This is a genomic window from Vibrio sp. OPT18 (assembly GCF_015163615.1).
Taxonomy (GTDB): domain Bacteria; phylum Pseudomonadota; class Gammaproteobacteria; order Enterobacterales; family Vibrionaceae; genus Vibrio; species Vibrio coralliirubri.
In genome coordinates, this window is sequence record NZ_JADDYK010000041.1 from 159,808 (window position 1) to 172,871 (window position 13,064).

At 45.1% G+C, this 13,064-nt stretch carries 12 protein-coding genes; 3 read left to right on the plus strand and 9 right to left on the minus strand.

The genetic code is table 11. The features are described from left to right. From IQQ51_RS26895 to dsrO, 3 genes are all read right to left on the minus strand, one after another. On the minus strand, nucleotides 1–196 hold a 196-nt coding region (locus IQQ51_RS26895; RefSeq protein WP_228012782.1), incomplete at its 3' end, for a twin-arginine translocation signal domain-containing protein. Nucleotides 197–210: 14 nt separating this feature from the next. Further along, nucleotides 211–1,344 carry an NrfD/PsrC family molybdoenzyme membrane anchor subunit gene (nrfD, locus tag IQQ51_RS10115; protein ID WP_193840972.1) on the minus strand — a complete coding sequence of 378 codons (1,134 nt, stop codon included), beginning with the start codon at nucleotides 1,342–1,344 and terminating at the stop codon, nucleotides 211–213. Further along, the gene (dsrO, locus tag IQQ51_RS10120; protein WP_193840973.1) at nucleotides 1,341–2,177 is read right to left on the minus strand and encodes a sulfate reduction electron transfer complex DsrMKJOP subunit DsrO; all 837 of its coding nucleotides are present in this window, start codon (nucleotides 2,175–2,177) and stop codon (nucleotides 1,341–1,343) included. The genes nrfD and dsrO overlap by 4 nt, the downstream gene beginning before the upstream one ends. A gap of 221 nt (nucleotides 2,178–2,398) precedes the next feature. On the opposite strand from dsrO, the gene IQQ51_RS10125 reads away from it, so the two are divergent. The 3 genes from IQQ51_RS10125 to IQQ51_RS10135 all read left to right on the plus strand — a co-directional run bounded on the left by IQQ51_RS10125 (nucleotide 2,399) and on the right by IQQ51_RS10135 (nucleotide 6,402). Continuing rightward, nucleotides 2,399–4,270: a sensor histidine kinase gene (locus tag IQQ51_RS10125; protein WP_193840974.1), complete on the plus strand. Its 1,872-nt coding sequence runs from the start codon at nucleotides 2,399–2,401 to the stop codon at nucleotides 4,268–4,270. Nucleotides 4,271–4,281: 11 nt separating this feature from the next. Then, a complete protein-coding gene (locus tag IQQ51_RS10130; protein ID WP_048609831.1) occupies nucleotides 4,282–4,884 on the plus strand; it encodes a response regulator transcription factor in 603 nt (200 codons plus the stop codon). Between the two features lie 297 nt (nucleotides 4,885–5,181). After that, a complete protein-coding gene (locus tag IQQ51_RS10135) occupies nucleotides 5,182–6,402 on the plus strand; it encodes a tetratricopeptide repeat protein (RefSeq protein WP_193840975.1) in 1,221 nt (406 codons plus the stop codon). Between the two features lie 151 nt (nucleotides 6,403–6,553). Here the strand turns inward: IQQ51_RS10135 and sstT are convergent, their stop codons facing one another. From sstT to IQQ51_RS10165, 6 genes are all read right to left on the minus strand, one after another. Next, nucleotides 6,554–7,768 (minus strand): serine/threonine transporter SstT, encoded by a 1,215-nt coding sequence (gene sstT, locus IQQ51_RS10140; protein ID WP_048609829.1) that lies wholly within the window; start codon nucleotides 7,766–7,768, stop codon nucleotides 6,554–6,556. A gap of 391 nt (nucleotides 7,769–8,159) precedes the next feature. Then, entirely contained in the window at nucleotides 8,160–9,224 is a 1,065-nt protein-coding gene (gene rsgA, locus IQQ51_RS10145) for a ribosome small subunit-dependent GTPase A (RefSeq protein ID WP_193840976.1), read from the minus strand. A gap of 466 nt (nucleotides 9,225–9,690) precedes the next feature. Beyond that, on the minus strand, nucleotides 9,691–10,149 hold the full coding sequence (locus IQQ51_RS10150) for a copper chaperone PCu(A)C (protein WP_017061862.1): 459 nt from the start codon (nucleotides 10,147–10,149) through the stop codon (nucleotides 9,691–9,693). An 82-nt stretch (nucleotides 10,150–10,231) separates the two neighbouring features. Then, nucleotides 10,232–10,828 (minus strand): SCO family protein, encoded by a 597-nt coding sequence (locus IQQ51_RS10155; protein ID WP_004732104.1) that lies wholly within the window; start codon nucleotides 10,826–10,828, stop codon nucleotides 10,232–10,234. Then, on the minus strand, nucleotides 10,825–11,265 hold the full coding sequence (locus IQQ51_RS10160) for a hypothetical protein (protein WP_193840977.1): 441 nt from the start codon (nucleotides 11,263–11,265) through the stop codon (nucleotides 10,825–10,827). The genes IQQ51_RS10155 and IQQ51_RS10160 overlap by 4 nt, the downstream gene beginning before the upstream one ends. Before the next feature lie 203 nt (nucleotides 11,266–11,468). Further along, nucleotides 11,469–12,389 (minus strand): DUF368 domain-containing protein, encoded by a 921-nt coding sequence (locus tag IQQ51_RS10165; protein WP_017064236.1) that lies wholly within the window; start codon nucleotides 12,387–12,389, stop codon nucleotides 11,469–11,471. Nucleotides 12,390–13,064: the final 675 nt, after the last annotated feature.

Sequence of the window (13,064 nt, forward strand, 5' to 3'; positions counted from 1 at the left end):
TCTTACCTTGCTCATCGACACTGTATTCCGTCTCTAACGAATTACCGTGGTGGATGTGGTTGGTTTTTTTACCCGCGGTGCCATCGATAGCACCGTGAACCATGTGCTTTATGGTTGTCGCATAACCAGCAGCAAAAGCTCCGACACCACCGGCAGCAAGGCCTGTTTTCAAAAATTGACGACGTTTGTTATCCATGATGATTCCTCAGACTACAAGCTATGTGAGCGGTTAAGTGGTGACGATAATGTATTGTGGTTTGGCTTCAATATTGTCTTAGGTGTAGATCGAGTTGACACGATCTCAGAGGCGAACAACGCAAGTGCTAGCCACAGGCCACACATACCAACAATGCCAAGTAAACCTGAGCTACCCATTGGCAATTCATAAGGGAATGCGCCCACATCAAAGCGTGGAATGGTTTGAACTTCCATCATGGTGACCCAACGTACTGCCCATGCTGAAACGATGGTCGCAAGCGCTACACAGATAATTCCTAGTTTGCTTTGCGATAGACGCTGCAGCGGAAGAACCAAGATCATGCAAAGTAAAATACTAGTAGTCATGATGCCTAAATTAATGCCCCAAGCGTCGTTCTCATACAGGTTGAAATGACCATGGTTAGATGCCCAAATCGACGTAAGAATGATGGCAAGGCCACCCGTTAAGGTAATGGTTCTTTGTACTAGAGCGAGATCTGTTGGTTTTAAGCTTGGCTTGCTTGAAGGCAGTAGAGCCCAAATCAATAGAGTTAAACCCGTTGCAGCAAAGAACGCTGTCGTAAACCAAAGCAACGGGGAAGCCGGTTGATGCCAAAGCGGTCGGCTCGCCAAAATCGCAATCTCTGCACCGGTATAAAGCGCGATGCTTAGGCCTGATAACGCAGTTGCAGCGGCTAATGCAATCATCACTTTTTTCGATACCTGCCATTGGCCCAGTGTTAACCAAGACAGACGCTTTAGAAGCGGGTTTTCACTCTCTTTGAGCTGTGCGATGTCACCACGCAGGTAAACCCAAGCGGTTGCAACAGCCAGACCAGAGAACAAAGGTAGAAACAGAGAGCCCAATGACATCCATGACCAAGGTGTGATGTGAGCGTAGAAGTGCCACGCACGTCCCGGTTGGTGTAAGTCACCAGTGAGGGCTAATGGCCCAACAATCGCGCCGATGGCCATCACAAGCACAAGGGCTGCACGAAATTGATGACTGGTTGAATTTTTAAATATCAGGGCAATCAAAAACAGAATCGCAGCCGCGTAAGCCGAACCTATGTAGAAGAAATACTGAACCGCCCACGGTAGCCAAGCGATCTCTTGAGCGGGAACTAACACCTCAGTGATATTCATGCTGTCTCTCCTTGTTTGCCTTGTGTCGCGATTGCCAATTCTTGTTTGCTAGAGGATGAGTTATCGATGGCGGCTGGATCATAAATCGCAGGCTGACCTTCGATATGGCTAACGAAACGCTCGTTCATGCCGATATAGAAAACATGTGGGTTGGTATTTTGCCCTGGCTTAAGCACCTTGATGTCGTCTTGGTTTTCATTAAGCAGGCGGTTGATCTCACTGTTTGGATCTTTGAGGTCACCAATAACACGCGCACCACCAACACAGGTTTCGACACAAGCGGGCAGTAAACCGTCTTCAAGGCGGTGTGCACAGAAGGTGCATTTGTCTGCGGTAAGGGTGTCGTTATTGATGAAGCGAGCGTCGTAGGGGCAGGCTTGAACACAGTAAGCACAAGCTACACAACGCTCGTTGTCGACCATTACAATGCCGTCTTCGCGTTGGAAGGTCGCTTGAACAGGACAAACCTTGATGCACGGAGCATCGTCGCAATGGTTACACAGACGAGGCAACATGAATGACTTCACGTCTTGTTGAGTAGTCGAACCATCATCAAGGGAGACTTCATACTGTTTTACGGTGGTTCTGAACTGGCCAATTGGCGCTTGGTTTTCAACGCTACAGCCAACAGTGCACGCCTGACAGCCAACGCATTTACGTAAATCAACCGCCATGGCGTAGCGTTTACCTACTTCGCCTTTGCGGTCAGGTTGGTTGTTATTGCGAATGGCTGTGCTTGCGACTGCGGTGTTGATTCCGGTGATGGGAATGAGTGCAGCACCAGCGGAAACCTTGCCGAATTGGCTGAGAAACCGTCTTTTCAATGAGTCCATGTTGGTACCTATAAATGGGTATTCTATCTGTTGGGCTCATTGTCAGATTTTGGGCGTACGCGGGGTATTGTGGATTTCCACATACCCAGATCAAAGTTGATCTAGAACAAATGTGGTTTTACCAATCTAGCTGTTATGCTTTGTATAAAGGCTCTATTTAACGTGTCGTCAATGCGTTATTCGAGTGTGGACATGCCGTCAGTGTGGAGAAAGAGATTTTAGTGACAGTCCGAAAACTAATATCAATCGTTAGCCTTTGTTGGTTGAGCTTAACCGCAGGAATCTGTTTAGCCGCTCAAACGGAGCAAGAGGTTACAACGACAAGCACTGTTGAGTCGGAGCAGGTTATTGAGGTCGGTGTGCTGGCTATTCGAGGCAAGCTTTCCGCGCAGCAGCGTTGGCAGCCGACGATGGATTGGTTGTCGGAGCGCATTCCCGGCAAACACTTTGTTCTCAAGCCTTTCAACTTGGAAGAGATGGCCGAAGCGGTAAAAGATGTGACTGTTGATTTTGTTATCACCAACCCCGGTCAGGCGGTTCGATTAGGACGCCAGTATACGCTTTCTTGGATGGCCACCATGACCAGTCATAACTTTGAAGCTCAAGGCACCAGTAATACACGCAGCATTGGTTCCGCCTTGGTGGTGAGAAGAATGTCGCCTTATATCTCTCTCGAACAATTGAGCGGTAAGCCGATTGCGGCAGTCTCTGAAAACGCTTTTGGTGGTTACCTCACTATGCGTTACCAAGTGATGCAACAAGGGCTCAACCCCAATCACTTTTTCTCCAATACTCAGTTCTTAGGTTTCCCTATTGATGCCAGCTTGTATCAACTGCGTGAAGGGCACATTGAAGCTGCGGTGGTGCCTGCGTGTTTGGTCGAGAGCATGATCAGCGAAGGTTTGCTGGTGGCGGGTCAATATCGTGTTATCGAGAATCAAGCACCAGAAGGGTTCCGATGTCAGGTGTCTACACCGTTGTACCCCAACTGGTCGTTTGCCAAAACAGAGAGAGCGTCTTCGGCACTGGCGAAACAAATGAGTCAGGTGTTATTTGCGATGCCAAAAAGCAGTGCGCCCGCCATTGCAGCGAATGCATCGGGCTGGACTTCACCGACAAGCTTGCTGTCGATCGACAAGCTATATCAACAACTCGACATGCACCCACTGCAACAACCTTGGTGGAAAGAAGCGTTAATCTGGCTCAAGTACAATCAACAGTGGGCATGGGCGTTCTTTATTCTTGTGGTGTTACTGAATGCTTACCACTTTTGGCTGGAATACAAATTCAGCCGCAGCAAAAAGCAGTTAGAAGCGACGTTGCACAAGCTGAAAAGCAAGAGTGAACAGCTAGAACATTCACAACGTATCGCAGTGGTTGGTGAACTTGGAAGCAGCTTAGCACACGAGATCAATCAGCCTTTGGCAGCGATTCGTAACTATAGCGAAGGTGGTTTACTGCGGATTTCGAAGAACAAACCGCTTACTGATATAGAGCCTGTATTTGAGAAGATCCAGTCTCAAGTGGATCGTGCAGATGCAATCATCCAGCGCTTGAGAAACATGATCAAAAAACGCTCATCAGAGAAATCTCAGACCGATATCGAGCAGCTGCTTACAGACACCATTGAGTTACTGCAATTTCGATTACACAAGCACAAGATAACCATTGAACGTTATGCTGTGGGCAAACCTATCAAGTTAAATGTTGACCCTGTGGGTTTGCAACAGGTGATTGTAAACCTGATCAACAATGCAACGGACGCGTGTAGTGCACAGCAGCATCGCGAACAAAGCGCTACGTCTGATATTGATAACAAAAACAGTGAGCCGGCGACAATTAAAGTGATTACCGAGTATCAACCGGATAAAATAATGTTGTCGATTATCGATAACGGAACGGGCTTAGATTTCACTGAACAAGAAGTGACTCAAGCCTTTGTGAGCAGCAAAGAAAACGGCTTGGGGTTAGGGCTCGCGATTTGCCAAGATGTTATTGAAGATCACAGTGGTCAAATGACGATCACGTCACTTACTCCACATGGGTGTCATGTTGCGGTGACACTGCCTTTCTCTCTTTCAAATGATTCATAAGGAATCTTGTTATGTCTGAACTTCATCAAAGGCTTCCGGTCTATGTGGTTGATGACGATGAATCGATGCGCGACTCGTTGGTGTTCCTATTAGAAGAGCATGATTTCACTGTGTCAGCTTTTGAAGATGGCCCCAGTTTTTTAGACTCAGTGGATTTGAGTGCGCCGGGTTGTGTGGTATTAGACAGCCGAATGCCAGAGATGAGAGGGCAGCAAGTTCATGAATTGATGGTGAAAGCGCAGAGCCCACTGTCGGTGATTTACCTGACGGGGCATGGTGATGTGCCAATGGCGGTTGAAGCCTTACAAGCCGGCGCGGTGAATTTTTTTCAAAAGCCAGTTAAAGGTAATGAGTTAGCTGAGGCGATCAAACAAGGTTTGGACGCTTCTGAAAAGCACTTACACATGAATGTGTATCGCCAAGCGTACGCGTCGTTAACCGAGCGTGAGATAGACATCCTCAAACAAATTATCGACGGTAAGCGTAACCAGAAAATAGCCGATGAATTGTGCATTGCAATGAGAACTGTGGAAGTACACCGAGCGAGTTTGATGAAGAAGTTTTCTGCGAAAACGGTCGCTGAGTTGGCATACATTTATGGGCAGCTTACCTAACCATAAATGTAAGAGATAGAGAGTGGAAAATCATTCCCTTTACTACTGATTTTTTGGTGAAAGGTAGTCTTCATAAGCAATCGATATGGAAGCAAGATCACACCATTTATGGAGTGCATACGGATAGGTCTAAGTAGACTTTTTATCGTTATGTATTCCTGAGATACTGAACTGAGTTCATTTTAGGGCGGAGCGTTTTAATAACGGCACTTTTCCCTGTAATTCGAAACATTCACTATAGGTTGATAACTCCTCGACACCGAGGCTGATATCAGCTGAGTTAGGTTAAAATATTTTATGAGTACAATGGGAATCGCAATTGGTGCGACGGCTCTTTCGTTAATACTTGTCGCCGTGTGGCTGATCTCTTTATCGCTAAGAAAGCAGCGCTTGGAACAAGAACGTAAGGCTCGTGCTGTCGCTTACCGAAAAGCGATTGAAAAAGCGCGCATACAAGAGCAAAAAGAGCGTCACTTCAAAGCCGAAACCGGGCATGTACCGTCGATTCTGTATTTGGCAAAAGAAGCGGAACGTAACAATATTAAGGAAGCTCTGTATTGGTACGACAAAGCGGCGCAACTCGATAATATTAATGGCATGTACGGCATTGTGCGCCTAAGCATGAAGCGTAAAGAAGACCTGATTTTAAGAGAGAAAGCCAACTTTTGGCAGCTTGCGATATCCGCATTGGACAATGACGTGTCTGCGAAATTCGAGATGGGTAAAGCGCTTGTCTTTGGTCGTGGAACTGATAAGAACATCCCTAAGGGTTATACCTATATTGAAGAGTCAGCGGCTGGTGGGAATACCGAAGCGATGCTGTTCATCGGTGACTGGTGTCTAGATAAAGAAAACCCAGACTACTCTGCCGAAAGCTCTGTCGAGTGGTACCAAAAGGCCGCGGAAAAGAATAGCTTAGACGGCAAGATCAAACTCGGTATGAGTTACTTGAACGGTGTGGGTGTTGAGCCTAACCATGGTGAGGCTGTTTACTGGTTTGAGACAGCCGCAGAAAAGAACAGTGCAGAAGCGATGTTTAGAGCAGGCGAAGCTTGGATCGACCATGGTGAACACGGCAACGCCATCGCTTATATCTGGTTATTCCTATCAGCTCATTTTGGTTACTCAGAAGCCAAACATTTGAGAGATAAAGTAGGTGGGGAGCTTGGTGTTGATGCAGTCGTGGGCTTACAGGCTCTAACTAAGCCGATAATGACTAAGCTGACCCAAGAAGCAATCACTAAGCACTCAATCATTAAAGCGCTCAATAAGCTCTACAAGCGTAATATACCGATTCCGAAGAAAGTGAAAGAAGCGTCTGATGAAGAAGGTGAGGCGCTAAATGTAGATGCGAGCCATTTAGATACTCAAACGGCGAGTGCTCAAGATACGAATGTTGATTACAGCCAGCAACCTAACAGCGAACAAGCATCAACAGAGAGACAAGCGACGCCAAATAGTGATCCTCTAGATTTCAGTCAGTCTGCTGTTGAGTCTAACTGGAACAGAAACCAGTAAATTGCACTCATTAGTTGTGTACGGTTGATAGGTCGTTTTAGCTCTAATCGAGAAACTCAAGACAACAAAAAGGGAAGCTGATGCTTCCCTTTTTATTTATGTGCTATTTGCTTTTAGAGCTTAGAGCGAAAGCCTAATACCTAAGAGCTTATTAAGCTTTGTTTTGCTCAGCTTTACATACAGCCGCAGTGAACACGACGTCTGTTGAGCTGTTAAGCGCTGTTTCAGCTGAATCTTGAATCACACCGATAATGAAACCAACCGCTACAACTTGCATCGCTACATCGTTAGAAATACCGAATAGACCACATGCTAGTGGGATAAGCAGCAGTGAACCGCCAGCAACACCCGATGCGCCACATGCCGAAATTGCAGCAACAAGGCTTAGTAGAATCGCAGTGAAGATATCAATCTCAATACCCATTGTGTGTACAGCAGCAAGTGTTAACACAGTGATAGTGATTGCAGCACCTGCCATGTTGATCGTTGCGCCTAGTGGGATAGATACAGAGTAAGTATCTTCGTCTAGGTTTAGCTTCTTACAAAGGTTCATGTTCACTGGGATGTTTGCAGCACTTGAACGAGTGAAGAATGCCGTTACACCAGATTCACGAATACATTGCAGTACAAGTGGGTATGGGTTCTGTTTTGTTTTTGCGAATACAAGCAGTGGGTTAACCACGAGTGCAATGATCAGCATTGAGCTTAGTAGAACCGCTAGCAGTTGACCGTAGCTTGCTAGTGCATCGAAGCCCGTTGTTGCGAATGTTGTCGAAACAAGACCGAAGATACCAAATGGCGCAAGACGGATAATGAAGCGAACAATGTGTGAAACACTGTGGCTAAGGTCTTCGAAAACCGCTTTGGTTGTTGCAGATGCGTGGTGCAGTGCAAGGCCAAGGCCGATTGCCCAAGCAAGAATACCGATGTAGTTCGCGTTCATTAGCGCACTAACTGGGTTATCTACAAGCTTGAATAGAAGGGTATGAAGAACTTCCGCGATACCTTGAGGAGGGTTAGCACCTTCAGCGCCAGCAACCAGTGTCAAAGTGGTTGGGAACATGAAGCTCAGTACTACAGCAGTCAATGCAGCAGAGAACGTACCAATCAGGTAAAGCACAATGATTGGACGCATATGAGTATGCTGACCTTTCTTTTGGTTTGCGATAGAAGCTGCAACAAGAATGAATACTAAAATTGGGGCAACAGCTTTCAGAGCACCAACAAACAGACTACCTAGTAGGCCTGCGTCTTGAGCTGCTGAAGGAGAAACCATGGCGAGAACGACACCGAAAACAATACCAGCAAGGATCTGTAGAACGAGATTTCCACGAGCGATGCGGGCGAGCATGTTGTGATTTTGCATAAAATACCTGCAATTGTTAATTTATTATAGTGATGTATCTTTTTATAAAGTTGTACCAAATCCGACTATACACTAGTGGAATGGGCGGTCATATTAGCGGGATCTAAGAGGGTGTCTAGGAATAGTTTACTTTTAGGGTGATTGTTTGCGCTACGTGGTGTTTTTAGAGCTAAGTGTTAATTAAATGTGTTTTGATTGAGCTATAAATCTACAAAATGACATTTAATAGACTCAATATACTGTAAATTTGGAAATGTAAACGGCTATTGGTAAGAACATTGTGTGCATAAATAGTCACACTAAGACCAAATTGAAACAAAAAGCCCCACGTGTTTAACACTATGGGGCTAAGCTTGTCTCAAATATAACTTATAGTCGTTAACTTAAAGGTTTAGTCAGAAGCTTTTTTAAGATTTCGACTTTCCGATTGAACGGTTTTGTACATCTTCGAAAGCTGCTTACTGTTAGCACGTTGCTCTGCCAATGAGGCTCCATTTCTGGCTTGCTCTCTCAATAACTTTTGATAGTTAGTGAATCGTCTTTCAGACAAATCACCCTTTTCAATGGCTTTGCGTATCTTGCAACCCGGTTCTGATTCGTGATGACAATCAGAAAATCGGCAATGCATGGCTAACTCTTCGACATCAGAAAAAGTTTCACTCACGCCTTCAGCGCAGTCAGCAAGTTGTAGTTCTCGCATTCCAGGAGTATCGAGCAGTAAACCACCCGATGTTAGCAAGTGGAGCGATCGTGATGTGGTTGTATGACGGCCTTTACTGTCGTCTTCACGAATGCCACCCGTGGCTTGCTGGGTTTCACCAAGCAATGAGTTTACTAGCGTAGATTTCCCCACACCAGATGAGCCCATCAAAGCGACGGTTTTGCCCGTTTTACACCAAGGTGCTAATACTTGAGTCGAGTCTTGGTCTAGGCTATTAACGGCTTCGATCATCAGCATCGGATCTAAGCTTTGCACTTGCTGTACTTTGTCTTGGTAGTCGTCACACAAGTCTTTCTTGGTGAGTACGATAACGGCTTCAACTTGCGCTTTATTAGCGAGAGCGAGATAACGCTCGATGCGGCTTAGATTAAAGTCGTTATTTAACGAAACCACGATAAAAACCGTGTCGATGTTGGCTGAAATATATTGTTCAGCTACGCGACTGCCTGCTGCTTTACGGCGGAAGAGCGATTGACGGTCTAGTAAACGGTCGAATTGTAGATCAGAGTTTAAAATCACCCAGTCTCCAACGGTCATTGCCGGTTGGTTTTGATGGATGGGTAGAACAATTTCACCTTGCTCTGACGCTAAGGTATAGCCACTGCGGTGATGTGCGACGATACGAGCAATGACGGAATGGTCATAGTCTTCGAGTGTCAGTTGTTGTTGGAATACAGGTTGCCATCCAAGTTGTTGAAGTGACATTGGATGAGAAAATGCAGTTTGTGAATTCATGTCTATTTACCCAGACGTGCGAGCTTTCTTTTCTCATGAGAGCATTAACGTCTTGTAAGACCTCAGATTGTTGATGAGATCGAAAAGCGTTGGTCAGATCAAAAAGCGTCGAGACGTCAAAAATGTTTGAGCTTGGGTCGAATTCAAATAGATAGGACCCCGGATTGAGTCATGCTTACAGGCATGCAGATATTGATCACTTACGATCAACAGTAAACCGGGTAAAAGTGTGCGGTCGTCAATGGATGACGATAAGTTGGTATGTCGGTGTTTAAGTTTGATTAACCAAACAAATTAACGCGTTACTTTTACTGCCAGTTTTAGTGTGTTCATTACAATCATCTTCTATTCTCCTTGGTTTATTAATGTGGTCAGGCTTTGAATAAAAATCGCGCTCAGTTTAACAAAAAGCCACGATGGCGAGAAGTCATCGTGGCTTAATTTATTTCATTGATTGTGAATCCGATTAGTGATGATCGTGGTTCATCTTTTTCATGCCGCTCATCACTTTCTTCACTGGTGCGTCGAAGGTCTGTGTTTCACCGTTGGCGAAGGTCAGTGTCATCTCGATTTGCTCACCTTCTTTTAAGCTGCTTGCTAGGTCGAACAACATGATGTGTAGGCTACCAGGTTTAAGTACCGCTTCACCGTTTGCAGGGATTGTGATCTCTTGAACTTGGCGCATCTTCATAACATCGCCATCCATGATTACATCATGAAGTTCTACTTTACCTGCTGCAGGTGTTGTTGCAGAAACAATAGCGCGATCTTTATCGCTGTGGTTCATCAGAGTCGTGAATACCGCGCTGTTCACTGCTGAAGGCGGTGTTGCACGAGCGTACGCGTCATGAACCATAATATCGCTACTAGCCTGAGCAAAAGGGGTGAGCAATAAGCCTGCAAGAGCAAGTGCTTTTAACTTCATGTTGTTGTCCTTAATTTTTATGTTTTTGGTCTGGAACCTGACTTTTTTGAACTTTATTGAGTAAGTTCTTTGTTTTTACGTTTTACTGCGTCAGCTTGTTGATAGCCTCAACAATTGGCGCTGGCGTCAACGTGTGCGGCACTTTGGTAATCAAGGTGCCGTCGGGCTTTAAAAAATAAAAATATGAGCTGTGGTCTAGGGTGTATTCCAACTCTGAACCTTCAAGCTTGGTCTTTCTGAAAATAACACCGTAGTTGTGTGCAAGCGTGGTTGTGACATCCAATGGACCACTTAGTCCTTCCATCATCGGGTGGAAGTATTGCGCGTATTCATACGAGGCTTCAGCGGCATCACGTTCAGGATCGAGAGAAACAAACATTGGGCGAATCTTGGCTTTTGCTTCATCAGAGACTTGGTTAAGTGCTCCGGCCAACATAGCCAAAGAAGTGGGGCATACATCCGGGCAACGTGTGAAACCGAAGTAAACGATACGAATTCTGTCATCGGTTTGGTCAAAGATTTCCGTTGGTTGGTTGTCTTTGCCGAAAAGAGTCGTTGCGGAGAACTCTTGTTTTGCAGCGTGTTGTTCTTGAACTTCGTTTTGCCCATCAAGATAGCTTTTGACACCAAAGCCAAGTACAAAAGCGACAACCAATGCTAACGACCAATTTCTACTCATCTTGCCATCCTTATTGCAGGGTTTACAGTATCGACACCATCAGTGAGTTCACCGATCCATGTCATTTTATCCATGGTGCATACAGGTAAAATCACGTCACCTTCATAGGTATTGTCGCCAATATTCTTTAATTGAAAACGTGCCGAGCCCATTTCCATCTCTAAGCCAGTGAGTGACAGCATTAATGTGTCAGAGGCTGCGCCTTCCCAAACTACTTTGATTTTACTTGGAACGAGTGGCTGTGCCGTCTCACTATCGAGTGTCATCGCCACCGCATTCTGCTCACATGATGTGGTTGAAAGCATGCAGTAATCATCCAAGTTGACGTCGGCAGTTGAGTGATCCATCGCTGATTTAAACTGCTGAATTGCTTGCGGCCCATAAAAGCCTGCCACGAGAGCGATCCCAACAGCAGCAACCTTTAATGCAGAGTGCATGTCGTGTTCTCATCTAATTTTATAAGAGCGGCGATGTTATCATACCCCTCAATACGTGCTTATATCAAAAAGCAATTTTGTGCGTATGGTAGAACTAAAAAAGCGAAGCCATTGGCTTCGCTTTTGTCTGTTTAATAGATATGTGAGCTTAGTATTTCTAAGTTCTATCCATTCTGAACATGTTCCAGAAATACGTTGAATGATTAGTCAGCGTTACGCTCCGCGAACTTCTCTAGTCCCAAAACTAAGGCTATCGCAGCAAACATCATCACAATCGCCATGACTAACTGAGAAGGCTGAGAGGTTACCGCTTCAAAATCAAACGGAGATAGGTTTTCTTGAATCAGAGGAACTTGTTCACCTTTTGAGTTTGTGCGCCAGCTGATGGTCTCTTTCCACGGCCAGATCTTAGGCAGCGTACCGATCATCAAACCGGTTAAGAATACCAATGTGAAGTCGCGGAATGAACGCAATAGCCAAGACAGTACATGTGAGAAAGTCAGAAGTCCGATCACACAGCCCGCAAGGAATAGTGCAAGTACATCGACTTGAAATGATTTAACGGCGCCAAGCACGGGGCCATACATGCCAATCAGGAGCAGAATAAAGCTGCCTGAAATACCGGGTAAAATCATCGCGCAGATAGCAATCGCACCCGCAATCAATACGTTGATGCTGGTTGGTTCCATTTGCAGCGGTTTAAGCACGGTAATGCTATAAGCGAAAGCAACGCCAAGCAGCAAAAACACGAAGCGAATCATATCGCGTTTCTCTACTTGCTTAAGAATATGGAAAACCGATACCAAGATCAGGCCGAAGAAGAAAGACCACAGTGGAACAGGGTGGGTGACTAATAACCAAGAAATCAATTTTGCGAATGTCGCAATGCTCGTGAATACGCCCGCGAACAGTGAAATTAGGAAGAAACCATTGATGTGATTAAACGCGGCTTTGAAGCCTTCGCGTTTCCATAAGCCAAGTACGCTAGGGTTAATTCTGCGAATGCTTTCTAGCAGCGTATCGTAGATACCAGTGATGAATGCGATGGTTCCGCCCGACACGCCAGGAACAACGTCTGCTGCGCCCATTGCCATGCCTTTGAAAAAAGTACTTAAGTAGTTCATTGCTTCATAGAGTTGAGGATGATTTTGTGCAGTATACAAACTTTAGTGTAAAAAAAGTATGAATATGCTTTTGGGGAAGGGCTTTTATTACTCTATTAATTGTAAGGCAATAAGTTGAAGTGAATATTTGCCTAACATTTAGATAACAACCACTTAGTGATTTGTCATTAAGAGCAGAGATGAAACTGATCTCTTATCGATATTGCATCTTGGTTGCATTATGCAAATGCACTTTGCAATTCGCATGGAAAATTCATGGTTTTTATGCGATGCAGGGCTTATAAAACGTTGAATAAAAGTTGGCACGCTAACTGCATTATATACATTGACCCTTCTTAAGCCGAGGGTCACCTAGCCAACTGACGTTGTTAGTGAACTTATGATTTGTTCACAAATATATAGAGCCAATCGCGATTATTGCGGTTGGCTATTTTTTTGCCTGTCGTTTGGCTAACTGCTATTTCCCCCATGTTCCAAGCAAAAAAAAGCCAGCCACCATTGGCGACTAGCTTAAACTTTTCTCGAATCTCGAATCTCGAATCTCGAATCTCGAATCTCGAATCTCGAATCTCGAATCTCGAATCTCGAATCTGATGTGACCCCATAAAAGTAGACACTTAATACAGAGCATTGAGTGTCATGAAAGTAAAATCACAAAGACAATATACAGACGAA